Genomic DNA, 20,777 nt, shown 5'->3' on the forward strand with positions numbered 1-20,777 from the left:
TGCCGACCATGACCACCACCACGACCCCGGCCACCACGACCGCGGCCACCACCACCGCGGACGAACTCCTCATCCCCGTCCCCGACGAGGACGGCGCCCCCTTCTGGGAGTACGCCGCCCAGGGCGAACTCCGCGTCCAGGCCTGCGCCGAGCCCGCCTGCGGCAAGCTCCGCTTCCCGCCCCGACCCTGCTGCCCGCACTGCCAGTCCTTCGACTCCGAGTGGCGGCTCATGAGCGGCCGGGGCCGCATCTGGTCGTACGTGCAGCCGCACCCGCCGCTGCTGCCCGCCTACGCCGCGCAGGCTCCGTACAACGTGATCCTCGTCGAGCTCGCCGACGCCCCCCACATCCGGCTCGTCGGGAACCTCGTGGCCTCGGCCGACGCCCCGCTGGACTCCGTGGCCCCGGCGCGGCTGCGCATCGGCGCCCGGGTCCAGGTGGTCTTCACCGAGACGGGCGGGGTGGCCGTCCCGCGCTGGATCCTGGAGAAGTCTTGACGGCCGCCGAGCGGGCCCCGGGCCTGCGGGTGGAGCGGGACAAGACCACCGGGGTGGCCGTCGTCACCTTGGACCGGGAGCGCAAGCACAACGCGATCGACCTGGAGACGGCCGCCGAACTGGCGGCGGTGTGGCGGGAGTTCCGCTTCGAGGACGAGGTGCGGGCGATCGTGCTGACGGGTGCCGGGCGGGCCGCCTTCTGCACCGGCATCGACCGGGGCGTCTCGGTGCCGCAGCCGTCCTCGCCCTTCTCGATCGACGACCCCCTCGTCGCCATCGGCCCCAAGGCGAACGACCTGTGGAAGCCGGTGGTCGCCGCCGTCAACGGCATGGCCTGCGGCGGGGCGTTCTACCTGCTGGGCGAGTCGGAGTTCATCGTCTCCTCGGACTCCGCGACCTATTTCGACCCGCACACCAGTTACGGCATGGTCAGCGCCTACGAGGCCATCTACATGGCCCAGCGCATGCCCTTCGGCGAGGCCGCCCGGATGTCCCTGATGGGCACGGCGGAACGGCTCTCCGCGCGGCGGGCGTACGAGATCGGCCTGGTCTCCGAACTGGCCGAACCCGAGGCACTGCTCCCGGCGGCCCTGCGCTCCGCGGAGACCCTGGCCGGCTTCCCGACGGAGGCCGTGCAGGGCACCGTACGGTCCCTGTGGGCGGCGAAGCAGGCCGCGCTGCAGCAGGCCCTGGCGCAGGCTCCCGGCCTGGTGGCGCTGGGGAACCTGAGCCCGCAGCGGCAGGCGGAGCTGTTCGCGGGCCGCCGCGGGACGGCTGCGCAGCCGCGGGTGCGGTGAGGCCCGCGTAGGGCGGGCGGGCCGTGCGGGGCCGCCTAGGTGAGGGGGCCGAGCTCGCAGTCCCGTACGTCGGTGGCGCGGGCCGGGTTCGTCATCAGGACCTTGACCTGCGCGGTCTCGCCCTTCTTGAGGTTGGTCGGCGCGATGGTCTGCTCCACGCGGGACCCGCCGGCGTTCTTGAAGGTCACCGTTACGGAGATCAGCCGGTCGGTGGTCAGCAGCGAGGTGACCTCGACGACCGCGTACGGCTTGTCGGGCCCGGCGCAGCTGATGATCCGGGCCCGGGCGGGCGCCGCCGTCGGGGAGGGGGTGGCGGTCGGCGTGGGCGTCGCGGTGCTGCCGCCGCTGCCGCCACTGGTGCCGCTGGTGCTGCCGTTGGTGCTGCCGTAGTTGGTGTGGTGCGTGGTGTGGGTCGACTTCGAGCTGGAACAGCCGCCCCCGCCACTGCTCTTGCCGTGGCTGCCGTGCGAGGACGAGAACCCGGTGAGTGCGAGCACCACTCCCGCCAATACCGCCGTGAACCGGACACGCCGTGCCGTGACCCGCATGGCCACTCCTTCCCCTTGAACAACTGCGGCACGCTATCAGGGACACGTCAGGGGGCCCCGCACGCGCCCTCGGCGCCGTAGCGGGCGAGGAACACCTCGACTCCCCCGGCCACCACGGCCCGCAGTTCCGCTTCCGCGGGCGCGCGGCCGGTGTCGAAGGTCTGCGCGAGCTGCGGCACCGACACGGTCAGGGCGACGAGCTGCCGTACGGCGAGCTCCGCGTCCGGCACGACCAGGCGCCCGGTCGCGCACAGCCCCTCCACGGCGGCCACGAGCGGGGTGTCGATGGCCGCGCGACTGCGCTGGTACCAGAGCCGCCCCAGCTGCGGGAAGCGCTCGGCCTCCCCGATGACGAGGCGGCGCAGCGACATCAGCTCGGCGGAGACGAGCCGCCGCGCCCAGCGGTACTGCACCTCCACGAGGGCGGCCCGCAGGTCGGGGGCGGCGGCGAGGGTCGCGGGGCAGGGTTCCAGCTCGGCACAGGCGGCGTCGAGGACCCCGCCGACGACCTCGAGGAAGAGCTGCTCCTTGCTGCCGAAGTGCTTGTACACGGTGGGCTTGGAGACGCCCGCGCGGGTGGCGATGGCGTCCACGGAGGCGGCGCTGTAGCCGCCGGCGAGGAACTCGGCGTAGGCGGCGCAGGCGATGGCGTGCCGCTTGGGAGGGACGGGGGTGGGGACGGGGACGGGGGCGGGGGCCTGGATGGGCATGCGGACCACCTTAGCCCCGAACTAAACCAAACGGTGTAGTTGCGAGAACTGAACTACACGGTTTAGTGTGATGCCTGTCGGAAGCCGCACCGGGCGGCGGCCGGCACCACGTCCCGAGGGGGGACCCATGTCTGTGGAAACGTCCGTGGAGACCGCGGCCTTCAAGATCCTGGCCATCTCCGGCAGCCTGCGCGCCGACTCGCACAACACCCGCCTGCTGCACGCCGCCCGCAAGCACCAGCCCGGCGGACTCGACATCGAGATCTACGAGGGCCTGCGCGACATCCCCCCGTACGACCAGGACCTCGACAACCCGCAGGACCGCCCGGCCGCCGTCACCGAGCTGCGCCGGCGCATCACCGAGTCCGACGGCCTCCTGATCGCCACCCCGGAGTTCAACTACTCCATCCCCGGCACCCTCAAGAACGCCATCGACTGGGTCAGCACCGACTGGACCAAGCAGGAGGGCCTGCCGCTGCACCGCAAGCCCGTCGCGATCCTGGGCGCGGCACCGACCAACTTCGGCACGGTGCGGGCGCAGCTGGCGCTGCGCCAGGTGTTCGTGTGGACGGACAGCGACGTGGTCGTCAAGCCCGAGGTGCAGGTGTTCCGCTCCTACGAGCGCTTCGACGAGAGCGGCAACCTGACCGACGAGACCACCATCGGCCTGGTGCGCGACCTGCTGGGCGCCCTCAAGGCGAAGGCCGCGGCGGCCGTGGTCGCACGATGAACTCCGGAGCGGACACCGCCCCGTCGGCTACGGGGGTGGCGGCGGCGGACGTGTCCGTGACGGCGATCGCCCGCCTCCGGGCCCGCCCGGGCCTGGAGGCGGAGGTCCGCGCCCAGGCCCTGGCCCTGGTCGCCCCGACCCGCGCCGAACCGGGCAACGTCTCCTACCGGCCGTACGAGGACCCGGCGGCGCCGGGCGCCTGGCTGATCCTGGAGGAATGGGCGGACGCGGAGTCCTGGGAGGCCCACCTCGCCTCCCCCCACCTCGAGCGGGCCCTGTCCCGCACGGCATCCCTGCTGGCGGAGCCGCCGGTGGTGCGGGTGTTCCCGGGCTAGGGATCTTCGCGCATCACGGCCCGCGGCCCGTGGATCTCGGATCGCGGGTCCCGGGAGCCGGGCGTAGCGTCGATCGGGATCGGATCCGCAGATCCGCGGATCCCCACGCCGGAGGGCCGGGAATGATCCGCAACGCACTCGGTTCGCTGATGGGTCTGGTCGGGGCGACGGCCGCCGTCTGGAGCCCCTTCCGCGCCTGGTACGACGGCCGGCAGGGACGCGACTACCGCGTCCAGGAGCTCTTCACCTCCACCGGGATCACCGACACCAAGGCCGACCTGCTGGGCTCGCTCCTGCTGCCGTTCATCTTCGCCGCGCTGCTCACCCTCGGCGCGATCCTGCTGCGCTCACGGCTACTGATGGCCCTCTCGGGGGTCGTCGTCCTCGGCTTCGCGGTGCTGTGGATGGTCCGCCAGGCCCAGGAGGCGGGCAGCCTCTCGGTCGGCGACGACGGCTTCGGCCTCGGCGACGGCCTCGCCAGCGCCTTCGGCGCGGGCGCCCTCCTGCTCCTGGCGGCCGTGGTCATGAGCGGCCGCCCCCGCAGGCGCGGCCGGCACGGCCGTACGCCCGCCCCGGAGCCGGAGCCGACGCCGGAACCGCTCGTCACCCAGGAACCCGAGCCCTGGCCGCCGGCCCCGCCCAGGGACCACTCGTAGCCCGCTCGGCTCAGTACTCGCCGTCGAGTGAGGCCGCGGAGGCCGCGCGGTAGCACTTGGAGACGACCTCGAAGAGGAGCATCGGGCCCCCGGTCGCCGTCTTCTTCATGCCCGTGACCACCATGGCGAACCCCTGGCCATCATTTTCGGCGTAGATCTCCGGATCCTGCGCCTGGCTCTTGGCCTTGCCGTCCTTGGTGATCTTCCAGCCGTTCTCGGTGAGCCCCTTGCGCAGGTTCGCCATGCCGGTGTCGACCTGCTCGTCGGAGATCTCGTACACCGACCACGGGTGCGACAGGGAGTACAGATCGTCCCCGTACTCGCGGCAGCGCGAAACGCTCGGACCCGGCTCGGTCACCTTGCCCTTGACGCCGGCCATCTCCAGCAGCCCACTGGACACCAGCTTCGCCTTCTTGCGCGCCGGGTCGGGATCCATCCTCACCGGCGTGTAGTTGAGATCCTTCACGTTCGAACACCCCACAGACAGCATGGACAGAGATCCCGCCAGCACGACGGCGAGAGCCGTGGCCTTGATCATTCCGGTGATTCCGCGGCCGCGGACCGCCTTCTTCGTGTCAGTCACGCTGGACCCTGTCGTATTGACCCGCGACCACACTCGCCTGGTTCCTGATGCTCAAGGAGTGGTCCCTCCAGTAGTCGGTATGACTATCGGCGTCATTTGCCATGATATTGGCTCCGAAATCCTCGTCGGAGGGCACGTTCTGCCCCCACACCGAGCCGAATGGCAGCATTTCCTTCCACCACGAGTTGCCGCCGCCGAGCCCGGCGAACTTGCCGCCCAGAGGCACCTGGTCGTCGAGGGTGGAGGCGGCCTGGGACCACACGTGCCCCTCGCCCGCGTCCAGCTCCTTGGCGTGGCCGACCAGCATGCCGGGGCTGCCGACCGCGATCATGTCGTCGGCGCGCAGGTCGCCCGCATTGGAGGCCGCGCCGAGGACCGTACTGCCGTAACTGTGGCCGATGATCGTGGTGTGGCTGGCGGCGTCGCCGCCCTGGACGTTCTCCAGGCCCTGCATGAACCGGTTCAGGTCGGGCGCCGCTTCTTCGGCGAAGTGCTTCTCCATCGCCTCCGGAACGATGCTCTGCGGGGCCTCGTAACCGATCCAGGTGATGGTGGAGACGCTCTGGCCGGGGATCTTGGCGTGGGTCTCCTTCCACAGCTCGCTCATGTGGTGGATGTAGTCCTCGGACTTCGTGATGTTGGTGAACGTGCCCGGGACGAAGACCGCCGTGTGGGCCGCCGTGTCCGGGTTTCCGTTGGCCACGATGGCCCGGCCGCCGCCCTTGGTGTCGAAGCCGAGCAGGTAGGCCTCCGGCAGGCCTTCCTTGCCCGTCGAGTCGAAGCGGGCCTGGATGGCGTTCATGCCCTTGAGGTTCTTCTCCAGGGACTCCTTGTCCTTGGCGTACTTCTTGTCCCACTCCGACCAAGCGGGGTTGAGCGTCACCGCCGGGTACTGCTGTCCCGAGGGGAGGTACTTCTGCGGCTGCGGGGGTATGCCGTTCAGCCGGATCTGGTACTCGGCCTGCTTCTCCGACAGCACGTTGCGGTTGGCCTCGTCGCGGATGACGGAGGGCAGCCCGTCCAGGGCGCCCACCTGCGCCGCGTTCAGGGAGAGGTAGGCGGACTTGTCGTCGGCCGACAGGCCGTTCCACCAGTCGGCGTTCGCCTTGGGGTCGTCGCCCTTCGGCGGGGCCTTGATGTGGTCCAGGTAGTCCTTCGCGCCGCTGCGGACATCGGCGGTGTCGCTCTGCGCGTCGGTCCAGTCCTGGTCGGAGACGACCAGGTCGTCGTCCGCCTTGAGCCCCCGCAGCTTGGGCGCCCACAGGTTGTCGGCCTCGGTGGCCTCGGCGACGGCCTGGGCGATGCGGTTGGCGATCTCCACCGCCTTGCCGAAGTTCGGGTTGGGGTGGATGTTCGCCGCCTGCCGGTCCAGGGCGGCGGACAGGTCGTTGGCGTCACGCGTGGGGTCGATCACCTGGCCGGAGGGCTTGCCCTTCGCGCTGCCGGAGACCGTGCCGCCGTCCGGGAGCTTGCCGTCCTTCTCCGTTCCGGCGGGCGGGAAGCTCACCGAACCGTCCGCCCCCACCGAGAACTTGGCGTGCTCGGCGTCCTCCAGGGCGCCTTCCAGCTTCTTCTTCGCCTCGGTCAGCGCGGCGGCGAGCGCCCTGAGCGCCGTGGCCACGAGACCGCATTCGACCTGCGTGTAGTGGAAGTTCTTCGCCAGGTCCCGGAGCGATCCCAGCGCCGCGTCCACGGCCTCCCCCGAGAGGCCGGCCCGCAGTCTCGCCGATATCTGTCCTTCGGTGTCTCCGTAGGCCTGGTCGGCCATGCTGCTGACGGCCTTGTAGCCGTCGGCCGCTTCGGTGAATTCGGACGGCTTGAGCGCCGTGAGTGCCGCGTAGTCCATGGTTCAGGCTCACCGGCCCCCGGTGGCGGGCGTGTCCTTGTACTGGGCGCCGATCTGGGCGAAGCCGCCCTTGATGGCCTCGTCGTTGGCGTACTGGCCCTGGCCGGCCTTCTCCAGCGGCCCCTGGAGCCCGGTGCACTTGCCCGCCAGGCCGTCGAGGTACGTCTTCCAGGACTGGTGGAGCTCCTGCTGGGCCGTGGCGCTCTGCACGCCGGAGAGCGCGGCGCCCTTCTGCCCCTCCTCCAGTGCGGTCAGGGCCGTCTTGATGCTCCTGGCCAGACCTGCGAGGTCCTGGCTCGCGCGGTTCCAGACCGCCTTGTCGGAGGTCAGGTCGCCGCCGCCACCGCCGCCGTCGGGCGTGGCGGCCGCGCTCGCCAGGTGCATCTGCGCCCCGAGCGCGGTCTGCTGTTTGAGCGCCGCCCACTCCGTGTCAAAGGTCGTCATGCCGAACTGCCCCCGTGGCCTGATCGCGATTGCCCAAATTTGCAGATCATCCTACAAACACGGGTGAGGGGTCATCGCCACCACGAGGCGCCGGACATGACGGCGGCCCCGGCCCCCCAAAAGGGGGCGGGGCCGGCCAGCCGTTGGGCGGGGTGGGGATCAGGCCTCGACGACGCCGGAAGCGGCGATCTCGATCTTGGCCTTGGTGGCGCCGGACTGGCTGCCGAGGGACTCGATCTTCTGGACCAGGTCCGCGCCCTCGACGACCTCGCCGAAGACGACGTGCTTGCCGTCGAGCCAGGAGGTGACGACGGTGGTGATGAAGAACTGCGAGCCGTTGGTGTTGCGGCCGGCGTTCGCCATCGACAGCAGGAACGGGCGGTCGTGCTTCAGCTGGAAGTTCTCGTCGGCGAACTTCTCGCCGTAGATGCTCTTGCCACCGGTGCCGTTGTGGTTGGTGAAGTCACCGCCCTGCAGCATGAACTGCGGGATGACGCGGTGGAAGCCGGAGCCCGCGTAGCCGAAGCCGTTCTGGCCGGTGGCCAGCTCGCGGAAGTTCTGGGCGGTCTTCGGGACGACCTCGTCGAAGAGGTTGAAGACGATGCGGCCGGCGGCCTCGCCGTTGATGTTGATGTCGAAGTAAACGTTGCTCATGGGGTCCATCCTGTCACTCCCGGTGCGCCGCGCGACCCGGCGGGGCCGTTGACGCGGCCCCGCCGCAGCTCAGCCGCCCGTACGGGTGCCCGTGCCCTTGGCGGCATCGAGGGCGTAGACGCAGCGGTCCTTGCTGCACGCGTAGACCACGCCCGCCTCCGCCACCGGGGCTCCGGTGATCTCCCCGCCGGTGGCCAGCTTCCAGCGGAGCTGGCCGCCCGCCGCGTCCAGGGTGTACAGGCAGTGGTCGGCGGAGCCGAAGTGGACCCGGCCGTCGGCGACCGCCGGGGCGCCGGTGATCTCGCCTCCCGCCGCGAACCGCCACTTCGGGGTGCCGGTGACCGCGTCGAGCGTGTACAGGGCGCTGCCCGCGCCCAGGTGGACGTTGCCCGCGGCGACCAGGACCGGGTCGGCCGACTGGCGGGCCTCGGTGGCGATGCGCCAGCGGTCGGTGCCGGTGGCCGCGTCCAGGGCGTAGACGGTGCCCAGGTAGTCGGCGAGGTAGACCCCGCCGCCCGTGACGGCCGCGCCCGGGGCGAAGGCCGGGGGCGCCAGGAAGACGGCGGGGGCCTCGAAGTGCCACCTGACCCGGCCCGAGGCCCGGTCGATGGACAGGACGCGGGTGCCGGCGCTGACGTAGACGTTGCCGTCGGGCGCCGGGGCGACCCGTACGGGCACGTTCCCGCAGGACCCCGCGTCACCGATCGGGTAGGACCAGGCTTCGCGGCCGGAGCGGGCGTCCAGGGCGCGCAGCCGGGCGTCCTGCCACACGTAGACCGTGCCGTCGTGGAGGACGGGGGCCGCCTCCGTGGTCTCGAAGTCGCTCTGGGCGCCCGTGAGCTCCCACAGCTTCTGCCCACTGGAGGCCTCCCAGGCCTGTACGCCGCCTCCGCGCGTGGCGGTGACCACGGTGCCCCGGTCGGCGCGCAGCGCGTACACCCAGGCGTCGGTGGACAGCCGCCACCGCTCGGAGCCGTCGACGGCGTCCAGGGCGTAGAGGGACGGGCCGTCGGAGGCGTGGATGCGGCCGTCGGCGACGGCCATGGACCAGGCGACGTCACGGGTCTTGAACTGGCGGCGGCCGCTGGCCACGTCCAGGGCGTGGACCTCGAAGGAGGTGACGTAGAGCAGCTCGCCGGCGACGGTCGGGGTGCCCCAGACCTCGTTCGACATGCGGAACCGCCAGGGCCGCCAGCGGCCGCTGTCCGGGGCCGGTCCGGGACCGGGCACGGAGGCGGAGGCGGATCCCCCTGACGACAGCGCCGGGGACAGGGGCGCCACGGGCGCCGGGCCGGCCACCGAGCCGCCGCCCGGCGGGCGGATCCAGCCGGTCGCCGAGTCCGCGGCGGCGGCGTGGGCGGCGGGCGCGGAGACGGAGGCGTGCGGGCCGGGGCCGATGGGCACCGGGGAGCCGCCCAGGCGCACGGAGTCGCCGGAGGCCGGCATCGGGGGGCGCTCGGGCCGCTGCGGGACGGCCTGGCCGGTCCGCGGGTCCGTCCAGGCGTCGGCGCCGCGGTCCCGGCGGTGGGTGACGGGCCCGGCGGCGGGCGCGAAGGCGGGCGCCTGGGCGGGGCCCGGCACCACCGGAGCGGGCGAGGGCGCGGAAGCCGCGGAGGCGGCGGCCGCCGAGGCCGCTGCCGCTGCCGCCGCGGCTGCGGCGTTGCGGTGGCCCGCCCGGCGGGCCTCGATCATCGCGACGGCCCGCGGGGGCAGCCACGCGGAGGCGGTGCCGCTCTCGTCGCCGCCCTCGAAGAGGTGCGGGGCCAGCTGCGCCTGGAGGTCGGCCGGGGTGGGCCGCAGGGTGGCGTCCATCTGCATGCAGGACTCGATGAGCGGGCGCAGCTCTTCGGGCAGGCCCTCCAGGTTGGGGCCCTCGCGCAGCAGCATGAACACCGTCTCCACCGGGTTCGCCCCGTGGTACGGCGGGTGCCCGGTGGCGGCGAAGACCAGCGTCGAGCCGAGCGAGAAGACATCGCTGGCGCCCTTGACGCTGCGCGAGTCCTTGGCCTGCTCGGGCGACATGTAGGCGGGGGTGCCGACGGCGACGTTCGTCATGGTCAGGCGGGTGTTGGAGACACCGCTGGCGATGCCGAAGTCGATCACGCGCGGGCCGTCCTCGACGACGAGCACGTTGGACGGCTTCAGGTCGCGGTGGACCAGGCCGGCTCCGTGGATGGACTGGAGCGCCTCGGCGATGCCGGCGGCGAGCCACCGTACGGCCTGGGCGGGCATGGGCCCGCACTCGTGGACGATCTCCTCCAGCGAGGGCGCCGGTACGTACGCGGTCGCCAGCCACGGCACCGCCGCGCGCGGGTCGGCGTCGACCACGGCCGCGGTGTAGAAGCCGGAGACGGCGCGGGCGGCCTCCACCTCGCGGGTGAAGCGCACGCGGAACAGCTGGTCCTCGGCGAGCTCGGTGCGGACCGTCTTGATCGCGACCCGCCGTCCGGACGCCGACCGGGCGAGATAGACCAGCCCCATGCCGCCGGCGCCGAGCCGTCCCAGCACCTCGAAGGGGCCGATCCGTCTCGGGTCGTGCTGCGTCAGCTGCTCCACCACTCGCCTCCACACCCATCCCCGTACGGGCTCCCTCGCGGGCCCGCTTCCTGCCAGCACGCGGCGGTCGGCCCGTGCAGCGTCTCGCCGCGGGCGCAGCCCGCGGTCGCGCAACCCCGATTCTGTCAGGCCCGAGCCCGCTCCGGCCCCGGGCACGGGCGCGGGTTCGCGCACGGGGCGCGGTACGGGGCCGCGCGGGCCGCCCCCGCGGCCGCAGGAGACGGCCTACGCCCCCGGTCGGGTCCGTGCCTCCGACAGCAGGCCGAAGACCGCCCCCTGGTTGTCCGCGACGACCGCGATCCGCCCGTACGGGGTGTCGAAGGGGTCCGCGGTGACCCGGCCGCCGAGGCGCTGGACCATGGCGACGGACTGGTCGCAGTCCGGGACGGCGAAGTAGGCGAGGAAGTGCGCGGGCATGATGGCGGGGAAGGCGTCGGTGATGAGGCTGCGGCCCAGTACGGCGCCGGCCGGGCCGGGGGCGCTGCCGGGCGGGGACCACAGGCGGTACTCGGACTCGCCGGAGTCGTCCTGGTCCTGGGGGACGTAGCCGAAGACCTTGGCGTAGAACACGTCGACGGCGTCGCGGGCGCGGGTGTAGACCTCGGTCCAGCAGTACGTGTAGGGCTCCTGCTGAGCCTCGAAACCGTGGTGGGTGCCGGGCTGCCACAGCCCGAAGACGGCCCCGCCGGGGTCCGCGGCCAGCGCGGCGGTCCCGTAGGGCCCGACCGGCATCGGGTCCATCACCATCTGGCCGCCGGCGGCACGGATGCGCTGCGCGCAGGCGTAGGCGTCGGTCGTGTAGAGGTAGACCCCCCAGACGGTCGGCATCCGGCCGTCGGGCTTGGGCGCGAGGGCGGCGACGTTGCGGCCGCGGCTGTAGGCCTGGGTGTAGTGGCCGTACTCGGCTCCGGCGCCGTCGGCGAAGGTCCACCCGAAGAGCTCACCGTAGAAGCGCTTGCCCGCCTCGACGTCCGGCAGGGAGGCATCGACCCAGCAGGGTGCGCCTTCCGCGAATGCGGCCATGAGCCCGGTTCCTTCCGTTGTGCGAGGGTGTGTGCCCTCCGCCGTACTCGCCCAGCCATGTCCTCCGGATCATGATGTGCCCGAAAACTTGTCCACAGCCTGTTGATAAGACTATTCGGGGGATAGGACCTGAAGTCGGACGCCGCGCCCGGGGGGCCCGACCGGCCGAAATCCACTGCGCAGCCGGGGTGGGATGGACGTACGCCCAGGCCAGGAGCCCCGTAACCCCATTTGCAGGCGGCCGAATCGCGCGCCGATCACCCCTCGGTAAGCTGACGGCATGACAGGACAAGTACGTACCGTCGACGGCCGCGTTGCCGGCCGGCGCGGTCAGGCGACGAGGCAGAAGCTGCTCGACTGCCTCAGCGAGATGCTCAGCTCCTCGCCGTACCGCGACGTCAAAGTGATCGACGTCGCCCGCAAGGCCGGTACCTCACCCGCGACCTTCTACCAGTACTTCCCGGACGTCGAGGGCGCCGTCCTGGAGATCGCCGAGCGCATGGCCAACGAGGGTGCGCAGCTCACCTCGTTGGTCGAGGGCCGGGCGTGGGTCGGCAAGGCGGGCTGGGCGGCGGCCGAGGAACTCGTCGAGGGTTTCCTGGACTTCTGGCGGCGCAACGACGCGATCCTGCGGGTCGTCGACCTGGGCGCGGCCGAGGGCGACAAGCGGTTCTACAAGATCCGCATGAAGATCCTCAACTCCGTCACCAACTCCCTCACGGAGTCGATGAAGGAGCTCCAGGCCAAGGGCAAGGTCGACAAGGACGTCAGCCCGGCCGCGATGGCCGGTTCCCTGGTGGCCATGCTGGCCGCGGTCGCCTCGCACCAGAAGGGCTTCCAGACCTGGGGCGTCAAGCAGGCCGAGCTCAAGCCGAACCTGGCCCTCCTGGTCCACCTCGGCATCACGGGCAAGAAGCCGACGAAGTAACGGCGGACCCTGACCACAGGGCCCGCCGTCTTCACCTCTTCACCGCTTCAACGCCTCGTCCCCAACGGGCCCGTGGCTCCACCGGTCTTCCGCCGCGATCAGCGACGCTCCAGGCGGAACAACCGGATCTCGCGCTCGATGCGCGCCTGGTACGTCGCGTACGGCGGCCAGAACTTCAGCGCCGCCCGCCATGCCGCCTCGCGCTCCTCACCCGCCAGCAGGCGGGCGCGTACGGCAATGTCCTGCCCCTTCCAGCTCACGTCCGCGTCCGGATTCTTGAGCAGGTTCCCGGTCCATGCCGGGTGTCCGGGGCGCCCGAAGTTGGAGCCGATCAGCAGCCAGCTCACGCCGTCCTGCTCGGGCATGCACGCGAGCGGGGTCACGCGCGGCTCGCCCGTCTTGGCTCCCTTGGCGGTGAGGATCACGCCGGGGAGCATCTGGGCGCTGAGGATGACCTTGCCGCGGGTCAGCTTGTGCACCGCCTTGTCCATGGCGGGGATGAAGTGCGGTGCGATCTTGGCGAACAGCATGGTCGAGGAGACCTTCTGCATCAGCTTGACGCCGACGCCGGGTGTCGCAGCCATCAGACGGCCACCTTCTTCTCTTCGTTGCGCGGGGCGGGGGCGAACAGTCCGGCGGCTTCCGCGGCGTGGGCGCGCAGCCGGTGGACGGGGCCGAAGAGCAGTTCGTCGGCGGCCGCCCGCTTGAAGTAGAGGTGGGCGTCGTGCTCCCAGGTGAAGCCGATGCCGCCGTGCAGCTGGATCGCCTCGCCCGCGGTGGTCCGCAGGGCCTCCAGGGCCTGCGCGAGGGCGAGGGTGCCCTGCTGCGGGTCCCAGGCGGCGTAGTAGGCGGCGGACCTGGCCGCCTGGACCTGTACGTAGAGGTCGGCGAGGCGGTGTTTGACCGCCTGGAACGAGCCGATGGCCCGGCCGAACTGCTCGCGCTGCTGTACGTAGTCCACGGTGCGGGCCAGCGCCTGCCCGGCCGCGCCGACGGCCTCGGCGGCCAGCACGGTGGCGGCGCCGCGTCCGGCGGCGGCGAGCGCGGCGAGCACGGCGCCGCTGCCGTCGCCCTCGCCTTCACCCTCACCCAGCAACTCGGCTTCGACCTCCCTCAGTTGGATCCGCCCCTGCGGGCGGGTCTCGTCGAGGGTGGTCTGGCGCGACCGTACGAGCCCGGGCGCGTCCTCGCGCACGAGGAACAGCAGGGTGCGGCTGCGGGCGAACCCTCCCGCGTGCGCGGCGACGAGCAGCAGCGAGGCGCTGTGCCCGTCGAGCACCTGGGCGACCTCCCCGTACAGCCGCCAGCCGCCGTCCACCGCGCGGGCCTGCACCCCGCCGGCGCGGCCGCCGCCGGCCCACTCGCCCCGGGCGTTGTCTCCCGTGAGCGCGAGGGCGGTGGCCAGGGCCGGGCCGGGCACGGCGAGGGTGGCGGTGAGCCCCCCGGCCGCGAGGGGCGGCAGCAGGGCGGAGCGCTGGGCGGCGGTGCCCAGGGCGGTGACCAGCGGCGCGGCGAGCACGGCGGTGGCCAGCAGTGGCGAGGGCAGCAGCACCCGCCCGGTCTCCTCGCAGGCCAGGGCCAGGTCGGCGGGGGTGCAGCCGACTCCCCCGTACTCCTCGGCCACGGCGATCCCGGGCAGTCCGAGCTGCCGGGCGAGCTGCTGCCACAGCTCGTGGTCGTGTCCGGCGGCGGTGCGGACGGCGGCCTTGACCTCGTCCGGGCCACAGCGCTTGCCCAGGATCTCGCGCAGGGTGCGGCGCATCTCGTCCTGCTCCGCGGTGAAGGCGGCATCCATCGTCGGGCTCCTCCCCGTATCTGACGGGCCGTCATATTAGGTGGAGCCGGATCAGATGGACAGGGGGCGGAACGGTCGGAAGCGGCCGGAGGCCGAACACCGGGGGAAGGGCGGTCCCCGGGGGCCGGGGGCACCGGAGCACCTCTAGCATCTGACGGTACGTCAGTTGTACCGTCAGGCCCATGCCTGGACCTCTCTCCGCCACCGAAACCACCAACACCGCCGGCCCCGGGGCCCCGCCCCGCCGCCGGGTCGCCGTCGTGGGCGTCGCCCTCTCGGACTGCGGCCGGGTCGACGGCCCCACCCCGTACGCACTGCACGCGCAGGCCGCCCGCCGCGCCCTGGCCGACTCCGGCCTCGACCGCTCGGTGATCGACGGCGTCGCCTCGGCCGGGCTCGGCATCCTCGCCCCCGTCGAGGTCGCCGAGTACCTCGGCCTGCGCCCCACCTGGGTCGACTCCACCTCGGTCGGCGGCTCCACCTGGGAGGTCATGGCCGCCCACGCCGCCGACGCCATCGCGGCCGGCCACGCCAACGCGGTCCTGCTCGTCTACGGATCCACCGCGCGCGCCGACATCAAGGCCCGCCGCCGGACCTCGAACCTCTCCTTCGGCGCACGGGGACCGCTCCAGTTCGAGGTCCCGTACGGGCACACGCTGGTCTCCAAGTACGCGATGGCCGCGCGCCGCCACATGCACGAGTACGGCACGACGCTGGAGCAGCTCGCCGAAGTGGCCGTCCAGGCACGGGCGAACGCCGCCACCAATCCCGACGCGATGTTCCGCGACCCCATCACGGTCGACGACGTCCTGTCCTCCGGCATGATCGCGGACCCCTTCACCAAGCTGAACTGCTGCATCCGCTCGGACGGGGGCTGCGCGGTGCTGCTCGCCGCGGAGGACTACGTACCGGACACGGCCAAGGAGCCGGTCTGGATCCTCGGCTCGGGCACCTCCGTCTCCCACACCACCATGTCGGAGTGGGAGGACTTCACTGTCTCCCCGGCGGCGGTCTCCGGCCGCCAGGCCTTCGCCCGCGCCGGCCTCACCCCGGCGGACGTGGACCTGGCCGAGATCTACGACGCCTTCACCTACATGACCCTGGTGACCCTGGAGGACCTGGGCTTCTGCGCCAAGGGCGAGGGCGGCGCCTTCGTCGAGAAGGGCCGCCTCCTGCGGGACGGCGAACTCCCGGTCAACACCGACGGCGGCGGCCTGTCCGCCTGCCACCCGGGCATGCGCGGCCTGTTCCTCCTGGTCGAAGCCGTCCGCCAGCTCCGCGGCGAAGCGGGCGAAGGCCAGGTCCGCAAACGCGACGGCGCCCTGCCCCGCGTCGCCGTCGCCTCGGGCACGGGAGGCTGGTTCTGCTCCTCGGGCACGGTCATCCTGGGCCGGGACTGAGGGTCCGGGGCCCGCTGCGCGATGATCGGGTGCCGCTGCGAACGGAGCGCGGCCGAGCGGTTGTTGTGGAGAACTCAGTGGGGGGTTCGGTGCGGGGTTCGGCGGAAGGTGCGGCGGAAGGCGCGGTGGAAAGTTCGGTGGGCCGGAGGAAGAAGGCCCTCCTGGCCGGTCTCGGGGTGCTCGCGCTGGCCGCCACCGCGACCTACGCCCTTTCGGGCGCCCGGTCCGTGGAGCCGGGTCCCTTCGCCCGCGATGCCCACTGCGGCCGGGTCCTGGCCGAGCTCCCGGATCAACTGCTGGGGAGGGACCGCGACTCGGTGGAGGGGACCGGCGCCGCGAGCTGGGGCGGCGGCGCCGTCGTGCTGCGCTGCGGCGTCGAACCCCTCGCCCCCACGACCGACACCTGCATGAACGTCAACGGCACGGACTGGGTCCTCGACGAGGAGCGGGCCAAGCACGGGGGCCCGCGGGTCCTCACCACCTACGGCCGCGCCCCCTCGGTGGAGATCGCCTTCACCCAGGACGACCTCCTGGCCGGGGACGCCCTGGTCCTCGTCGACAAGGCCGTACGGGACATCCCCCAGCAGTCCAGGTGCATCGGGCTGAGCGATACCTGACCCGAAGGGTGTGCGGTGTGCGGGTGTGCGGTGCCCGCGCCCGGCCTTGCGCGGCGATCGCTCAGTACTGCCAGCGGGGCTGCGTCCCGTCCAGACGGCAGTAGATCATCCGGCGGTTGGTGGCGTGCGTGGACTTGCCGAGGTCGGCCTTTCGACAGAACTGGCCCGCGTTGTAGCAGTTCCCGGCGTTGGAGACGATCTCGCAGGTCCCGCTCGCGGGCTCTTCCGGCGCCTTGGTGGCGGCCGGGGCCGGCGGCTTCGGGGTGGTCCGGGTCGGGGCGGCGGACGGCTTCGGATCGGCGGGCTTCGGAGCCGGAGTCGGCGCTGCGGTCGGGGCCGAAGTCGGGCTAGCCGAGGGGCTCGGGGTCGGCGACGGGCTCGGCGGCAGGGGCGTGGGCGTGGGCGAACCCGCCGGGGCGGAGGTCGATGCGGGGAAGGCGGACGGGACCGGCGGGGAGGCGCTCCCCGTCACGGGCCCGCAGGCGACCGTGACACCGGCCACCGCCAGGGCCACCACGACTCTTCGTATGGCGCCGATGCTCTTCATTGCGTCTCTCCCCACCCTCGAAATCCCCACAGAAACCACACGGGGACCACACAGCATAGGAACGAAGCGCGCGGCTGGTGTTCGATTGGCCCATGACGAGCACATTGGGCGATGACGCGACTTCCAGCCCCTCCGACGAGTTCCACACGATGCTGCACTCGCTGCGCGTCTGGGACGGTCCGCTGCCCGCCTTCGACACGGCCACCGCGCCGCAGGAGCCGCTGGCGCTCTTCCGGGAGTGGTTCACGCACGCCGCGAAGGCCGGCCAGCCCGAGCCGCACACGATGAGCCTGGCCACGGTGGACGCCGACGGGCGGCCCGACGTCCGCACGCTGATGCTGCACGAAGCCGACGAACGCGGCTGGCACTTCGCCTCGCACTCCACCAGCGCCAAGGGCCGCCAGCTCGCCGGGCAGCCGGAGGCCGCGCTGGGCTTCTACTGGCCGGCCGTGGCCCGCCAGATCCGCATCCGGGGCCGGGTCACCGCGTGCGATGCGGCGGAGAGCCGCGCCGACCTCGCCGTCCGCTCGCGCGGGGCCCTGGCGTCCGCGCTGACGGGACGGCAGAGCGAGGTGCTGTCCTCCCCGGAGGAGCTGGCCCGCGTCTCGGCGGCGGCCTGGGAGCGGGCGGGCGCGGAGCCGGACGCCCCGGCCCCGACCTGGACCCGGTACGTCCTGTCCCCCACCGAGGTCGAGTTCTTCCAGGGCGACGCGACCCGCCGCCACACCCGACTGCGCTACGTCCGCACCCCCGGGTCCCCCTGGACCCGCCACCTGCTCTGGCCGTAGGCCGACCCGGGGGCCGGGGTCCGATGTCCGATGTCCAGGGTGCGCTTCTAGGATCTGAGGCATGGCAGCGCGACTTGTACAGATCAGCATGAAGGCCCGGGACGACTCCGCGCTCGGCCGGTTCTGGGCGAAGGCACTCGACTGGGGTGTCGACAGCGAGGCACCCGGCGTGACCAACCTCGAACCCGTGGGCTTCGCCTATCCCGACCCCGTGGCCGTCTGCATCGACATCGTCGCCGACCCGGAACCCAAGACGGTCAAGAACCGGGTGCACCTCGATCTGGCCACCACCTCGGCCGCCCACCAGGCGGAGTTGGTCGCGCGGCTGAAGGATCTCGGCGCGACGTTCGCGGACGTGGGTCAGGGCGAAGTCCCCTGGACGGTCATGGCCGACCCGGAGGGCAACGAGTTCTGCGTCCTGGAGCCCCGCCCGGTCTACCGGGACACCGGGCCGATCGCCGCGGTGGTGGTCGACTGCGCCGACCCGCGCGCGTCGGCCCGGTTCTGGGGCGGGGCGATGGACTGGACGACGTACGAGGTCACCGACGACCAGGCGACGATGCGCTCCGCGCAGGGCGTCGGCCCCTACCTGGAGTTCCTCCGCACCCCCGGCACCAAGAGCGTGTGGAACCGCGTCCACCTCGACCTCCGCCCCTACCCCGGTGACGACCCGGCAGCGGAGGGGGCCCGGCTGCGCGCCCTGGGCGCCACCGACCCCGGTATCGACCAGTCCGCGCTCTCCTGGACGGTCATGGCCGATCCGGAAGGCAACGAGTTCTGCCTCCTCAGCCCCCTCTGACCTCGAACAGCGGCTCCGGCCGGGCCTCAGGGCTCGGGCACCGGCTCCGGCCGGGCCTCAGGGCTTCGGCACCGGCTCCGCCACCCCGAACACCGCCACCCAGACCCCCTCCGCCGCCTCGCGGAAGGTCACCTCCAGGTCCATGCCCACCCGCAGGTCCGCGCCCTGCGTCCCCACGACCTCGGTCATCATCCGGGGGCCCTCCGCCAGGTCCACCACCGCCGCCACGTACGGCGTCCGCTCCCCGAAGGGCGGCAGGTCGTTGCGGTGGATCACCGACCAGGTGTAGAGCGTGGCCCGGCCGCTCGCCGTCTCCCAGGTCACCCGGTCCTCGCCCGCCCAGCAGGCGGGGCAGAACTCCCGCGGGTAGTGGTGCGCCTTCCCGCACTCCCCGCAGCGGCGCAGCAGCAGTCGCCCCTGGGCCGCCGCGTCCCAGTAGGGCCGGGTGAAATCGTCGATCTCCGGCACGTCGTAACGCGCCGCACCGCCCGTAGCCGCAGTCCCCGTACCCGCACCCGTACCCGTACCCACCACACAGCTCCTTCGCACCGCACCCGACGGGGCACCGGGCGCGCACGCGCACCCCTCCCCACAGCTGACACTCCGTCAGTTCAGCGGATCGCGCCGCATCCCACAAGGCCCCCGTGATCGATCCGCAATCGATTCCCTCCTCGTCCGAGACCCACCGCCCGCCCACGGCGATACGCTCACACCTCATGCCCGGAGTCCCCACAGCACCCGACATGTCCACCCAGCCCCGCCCGGTCTACGTGATCGGCGCCGGCCCCGGCGGCCTCGCCGTCGCCGCCGCGCTGCGCGCCCGCGGGGTCCGCGTGGTGATCGTGGAGAAGTCCGAGTCGGTCGGCGCCTCCTGGCGGCGGCACTACGACCGGCTGCACCTGCACACCACGCGCCGCCTCTCCGCCCTGCCCGGCCTGGCCATGCCGCGCCGGTTCGGACGCTGGGTCGCGCGCGAGAACGTCGTGCGGTACCTGGAGAAGTACGCCGAGTTCCACGACCTGGAGCTCGTCACCGGCGTCGAGGTGACCCGCATCGAGCCCGCCGGCCCCGCCACGGACGGCGCCGACGGCTCCGACGGCTCCCAGCAGACCGGCTGGACCCTGCACGCCACCGGCGGCCGCGTCATGACCGCCGGGGCCGTCGTGGTGGCCACCGGGTTCAACCACACGCCCGTGATCCCGGACTGGCCCGGCCGGGACGCGTACGTGGACACGTACGGGGGCGTACTCGCGCACGCCGCCGACTACCGCAACCCGGCCCCCTACGCCGGCCGGGACGTCCTCGTCGTCGGCGTCGGCAACACCGGCGCCGAGATAGCCGTCGACCTCGCCGACGGCGGCGCCGCCCGGGTCCGGCTCGCGGTGCGCACGGCCCCGCACATCCTGCGCCGCTCCACCGCCGGCTGGCCGGCCCAGCGCACCGGGATCCTCGTGCGCAGACTTCCCGTCGGGCTCGTCGACCGGCTCGGGGCGATCGTCGGCAAGGCCTCGGTCCCGGACCTGTCCGCGTACGGGCTCCCGCGCCCCACCGCCGGCCTGTACAGCAGGGTCAAGCAGGGCTCGATCCCGGTTCAGGACGTCGGCCTGATCGACGCGGTCCGGGCCGGGCGGGTGGAGCCCGTAGCCGCCGTCGAGTCCTTCGACGGCGCCGAGGTGGTCCTCGCGGACGGTTCGCGGATCACCCCGGACGTGGTGATCGCCGCCACCGGCTACCGCCGCGCCCTGGAGGGCCTGGTCGGCGACCTCGACGTACTGGACGAGCGCGGCCGCCCCCGCACCCACGGCGCCCGGACCGCCCCCCATGCTCCGGGGCTCCACTTCACCGGCTTCACCAACCCGATCAGCGGCATGTTCCGCGAACTGGCCCTGGACGCCCGGAAGATCGCCAAGGCGGTGGCCCGCACCCTCGGCGACTGAACCGGCCGCCCCGGCGGGGTCGGCGCCACGACGACCCGCCCACCGAGCAGGAGCTCGCGCAGTGGCGGACCTGGGCCACCACCGTGTTCATCCCCAACATCCAGGAGATGCGCGACGTCGTGGTCACCAAGGCGGACCTCCTGATCGAGGAGGAGATGCCCGCGGCCCTGCTCCAGCTGTGCGCGCACGTCGCCGGCTACGAGATCACCGCCGCCCGACGGCCTCGGCGCAGGGCGACCTCCAGGAACACCTCTCCCTCATACCCTTCCCCGGCCAGGAGCTGAGGGAGTACACCCGCGACCGGTTCACGCGCCTGAAGAGCGAGCAGGCGGCCCTGCTGGGGCGGACGGGCGGCCCTTCGCGGCGCGGAGCCCGCACGGCAGCCCGCACGGCGCCCCGAACAGCACCCCGCACCGGGCCCCGCACGGCCGCCTGACCTCGGCCGAATACTGGTCTGGACCGGACCCCGGGGCATCTGAGACCGTTCCACACACCACCTCCACCACCTTTCCTGCGCATCCCTGTTCCTGACGGCGCGTCAGTTCAGTAATCTGACTACGCGTCAGTTATTGGGATCCTTCGAGATT

24 protein-coding genes are annotated in these 20,777 nt (G+C 72.6%); 12 read left to right on the top strand and 12 right to left on the bottom strand.

Annotation, left to right across the window (positions count from 1 at the left end):
* Nucleotides 1-8 precede the first annotated feature (8 nt).
* Together OHU74_RS15395 and OHU74_RS15400 are read left to right on the top strand one after the other, a co-directional pair.
* Nucleotides 9-497: a Zn-ribbon domain-containing OB-fold protein gene (locus tag OHU74_RS15395; protein WP_371616435.1), complete on the top strand. Its 489-nt coding sequence runs from the start codon at nucleotides 9-11 to the stop codon at nucleotides 495-497.
* Nucleotides 494-1,294 carry an enoyl-CoA hydratase/isomerase family protein gene (locus OHU74_RS15400; protein ID WP_371616436.1) on the top strand — a complete coding sequence of 267 codons (801 nt, stop codon included), beginning with the start codon at nucleotides 494-496 and terminating at the stop codon, nucleotides 1,292-1,294. Before OHU74_RS15395 ends, OHU74_RS15400 begins: the two co-directional genes overlap by 4 nt.
* Nucleotides 1,295-1,329: 35 nt before the next feature.
* Here the strand turns inward: OHU74_RS15400 and OHU74_RS15405 are convergent, their stop codons facing one another.
* Both OHU74_RS15405 and OHU74_RS15410 read right to left on the bottom strand, forming a co-directional pair.
* On the bottom strand, nucleotides 1,330-1,842 hold the full coding sequence (locus OHU74_RS15405) for a hypothetical protein (protein ID WP_371616437.1): 513 nt from the start codon (nucleotides 1,840-1,842) through the stop codon (nucleotides 1,330-1,332).
* Nucleotides 1,843-1,889: 47 nt separating this feature from the next.
* Nucleotides 1,890-2,552, bottom strand: a complete 663-nt coding sequence (locus tag OHU74_RS15410; RefSeq protein ID WP_371616438.1) for a TetR/AcrR family transcriptional regulator — start codon at nucleotides 2,550-2,552, stop codon at nucleotides 1,890-1,892.
* Between the two features lie 127 nt (nucleotides 2,553-2,679).
* Here OHU74_RS15410 and OHU74_RS15415 point away from each other — a divergent pair, with 127 nt between their 5' ends.
* The 3 genes from OHU74_RS15415 (at nucleotide 2,680) to OHU74_RS15425 (ending at nucleotide 4,273) form a co-directional block, all read left to right on the top strand.
* A complete protein-coding gene (locus tag OHU74_RS15415) occupies nucleotides 2,680-3,282 on the top strand; it encodes an NADPH-dependent FMN reductase (RefSeq protein WP_371616439.1) in 603 nt (200 codons plus the stop codon).
* Nucleotides 3,279-3,617, top strand: a complete 339-nt coding sequence (locus tag OHU74_RS15420) for a putative quinol monooxygenase (RefSeq protein WP_371616440.1) — start codon at nucleotides 3,279-3,281, stop codon at nucleotides 3,615-3,617. Before OHU74_RS15415 ends, OHU74_RS15420 begins: the two co-directional genes overlap by 4 nt.
* Nucleotides 3,618-3,739: 122 nt before the next feature.
* Complete coding sequence (locus tag OHU74_RS15425; protein ID WP_371616441.1) at nucleotides 3,740-4,273, top strand: hypothetical protein; 534 nt, start codon at nucleotides 3,740-3,742, stop codon at nucleotides 4,271-4,273.
* A 10-nt stretch (nucleotides 4,274-4,283) separates the two neighbouring features.
* Here OHU74_RS15425 and OHU74_RS15430 read toward each other — a convergent pair whose 3' ends face one another.
* From OHU74_RS15430 to OHU74_RS15455, 6 genes are all read right to left on the bottom strand, one after another.
* On the bottom strand, nucleotides 4,284-4,856 hold the full coding sequence (locus OHU74_RS15430; protein WP_371616442.1) for a hypothetical protein: 573 nt from the start codon (nucleotides 4,854-4,856) through the stop codon (nucleotides 4,284-4,286).
* On the bottom strand, nucleotides 4,849-6,702 hold the full coding sequence (locus tag OHU74_RS15435; protein ID WP_371616443.1) for an alpha/beta hydrolase: 1,854 nt from the start codon (nucleotides 6,700-6,702) through the stop codon (nucleotides 4,849-4,851). Before OHU74_RS15435 ends, OHU74_RS15430 begins: the two co-directional genes overlap by 8 nt.
* Nucleotides 6,703-6,711: 9 nt before the next feature.
* Nucleotides 6,712-7,146 carry a hypothetical protein gene (locus tag OHU74_RS15440; protein ID WP_371616444.1) on the bottom strand — a complete coding sequence of 145 codons (435 nt, stop codon included), beginning with the start codon at nucleotides 7,144-7,146 and terminating at the stop codon, nucleotides 6,712-6,714.
* Between the two features lie 159 nt (nucleotides 7,147-7,305).
* Complete coding sequence (locus OHU74_RS15445; protein WP_371616445.1) at nucleotides 7,306-7,800, bottom strand: peptidylprolyl isomerase; 495 nt, start codon at nucleotides 7,798-7,800, stop codon at nucleotides 7,306-7,308.
* Nucleotides 7,801-7,869: 69 nt separating this feature from the next.
* Nucleotides 7,870-10,356: a serine/threonine-protein kinase gene (locus OHU74_RS15450; RefSeq protein ID WP_371616446.1), complete on the bottom strand. Its 2,487-nt coding sequence runs from the start codon at nucleotides 10,354-10,356 to the stop codon at nucleotides 7,870-7,872.
* Between the two features lie 225 nt (nucleotides 10,357-10,581).
* Complete coding sequence (locus tag OHU74_RS15455) at nucleotides 10,582-11,379, bottom strand: VOC family protein (RefSeq protein ID WP_371616447.1); 798 nt, start codon at nucleotides 11,377-11,379, stop codon at nucleotides 10,582-10,584.
* A 280-nt stretch (nucleotides 11,380-11,659) separates the two neighbouring features.
* On the opposite strand from OHU74_RS15455, the gene OHU74_RS15460 reads away from it, so the two are divergent.
* The gene (locus OHU74_RS15460; RefSeq protein WP_214947757.1) at nucleotides 11,660-12,307 is read left to right on the top strand and encodes a TetR family transcriptional regulator; all 648 of its coding nucleotides are present in this window, start codon (nucleotides 11,660-11,662) and stop codon (nucleotides 12,305-12,307) included.
* Between the two features lie 98 nt (nucleotides 12,308-12,405).
* Here the strand turns inward: OHU74_RS15460 and OHU74_RS15465 are convergent, their stop codons facing one another.
* Together OHU74_RS15465 and OHU74_RS15470 are read right to left on the bottom strand one after the other, a co-directional pair.
* Nucleotides 12,406-12,891: a nitroreductase family deazaflavin-dependent oxidoreductase gene (locus OHU74_RS15465; RefSeq protein WP_330297012.1), complete on the bottom strand. Its 486-nt coding sequence runs from the start codon at nucleotides 12,889-12,891 to the stop codon at nucleotides 12,406-12,408.
* Nucleotides 12,891-14,102 carry an acyl-CoA dehydrogenase family protein gene (locus tag OHU74_RS15470; RefSeq protein WP_371616448.1) on the bottom strand — a complete coding sequence of 404 codons (1,212 nt, stop codon included), beginning with the start codon at nucleotides 14,100-14,102 and terminating at the stop codon, nucleotides 12,891-12,893. The genes OHU74_RS15465 and OHU74_RS15470 overlap by 1 nt, the downstream gene beginning before the upstream one ends.
* A 182-nt stretch (nucleotides 14,103-14,284) precedes the next feature.
* Between OHU74_RS15470 and OHU74_RS15475 the strand changes: the two genes are divergently transcribed.
* Together OHU74_RS15475 and OHU74_RS15480 are read left to right on the top strand one after the other, a co-directional pair.
* Complete coding sequence (locus tag OHU74_RS15475) at nucleotides 14,285-15,502, top strand: acetyl-CoA acetyltransferase (protein ID WP_371616450.1); 1,218 nt, start codon at nucleotides 14,285-14,287, stop codon at nucleotides 15,500-15,502.
* 125 nt (nucleotides 15,503-15,627) lie between these two features.
* Nucleotides 15,628-16,119, top strand: a complete 492-nt coding sequence (locus OHU74_RS15480) for a DUF3515 family protein (protein ID WP_371616451.1) — start codon at nucleotides 15,628-15,630, stop codon at nucleotides 16,117-16,119.
* A gap of 61 nt (nucleotides 16,120-16,180) precedes the next feature.
* Here the strand turns inward: OHU74_RS15480 and OHU74_RS15485 are convergent, their stop codons facing one another.
* Nucleotides 16,181-16,666 (bottom strand): hypothetical protein, encoded by a 486-nt coding sequence (locus tag OHU74_RS15485; protein WP_371616452.1) that lies wholly within the window; start codon nucleotides 16,664-16,666, stop codon nucleotides 16,181-16,183.
* Between the two features lie 92 nt (nucleotides 16,667-16,758).
* Here OHU74_RS15485 and OHU74_RS15490 point away from each other — a divergent pair, with 92 nt between their 5' ends.
* The gene (locus OHU74_RS15490; RefSeq protein ID WP_371616453.1) at nucleotides 16,759-17,454 is read left to right on the top strand and encodes a pyridoxal 5'-phosphate synthase; all 696 of its coding nucleotides are present in this window, start codon (nucleotides 16,759-16,761) and stop codon (nucleotides 17,452-17,454) included.
* Nucleotides 17,455-17,515: 61 nt separating this feature from the next.
* On the top strand, nucleotides 17,516-18,253 hold the full coding sequence (locus OHU74_RS15495) for a VOC family protein (RefSeq protein ID WP_371616454.1): 738 nt from the start codon (nucleotides 17,516-17,518) through the stop codon (nucleotides 18,251-18,253).
* Between the two features lie 57 nt (nucleotides 18,254-18,310).
* Here the strand turns inward: OHU74_RS15495 and OHU74_RS15500 are convergent, their stop codons facing one another.
* Complete coding sequence (locus OHU74_RS15500; RefSeq protein ID WP_371616455.1) at nucleotides 18,311-18,784, bottom strand: Zn-ribbon domain-containing OB-fold protein; 474 nt, start codon at nucleotides 18,782-18,784, stop codon at nucleotides 18,311-18,313.
* Between the two features lie 212 nt (nucleotides 18,785-18,996).
* On the opposite strand from OHU74_RS15500, the gene OHU74_RS15505 reads away from it, so the two are divergent.
* Complete coding sequence (locus OHU74_RS15505) at nucleotides 18,997-20,190, top strand: flavin-containing monooxygenase (protein ID WP_371616456.1); 1,194 nt, start codon at nucleotides 18,997-18,999, stop codon at nucleotides 20,188-20,190.
* 83 nt (nucleotides 20,191-20,273) lie between these two features.
* On the top strand, nucleotides 20,274-20,474 hold the full coding sequence (locus OHU74_RS15510) for a hypothetical protein (protein WP_371616458.1): 201 nt from the start codon (nucleotides 20,274-20,276) through the stop codon (nucleotides 20,472-20,474).
* Nucleotides 20,475-20,777 lie beyond the last annotated feature (303 nt).

It is taken from the genome of Streptomyces sp. NBC_00454, from assembly GCF_041434015.1.
Classification (GTDB): domain Bacteria; phylum Actinomycetota; class Actinomycetes; order Streptomycetales; family Streptomycetaceae; genus Streptomyces.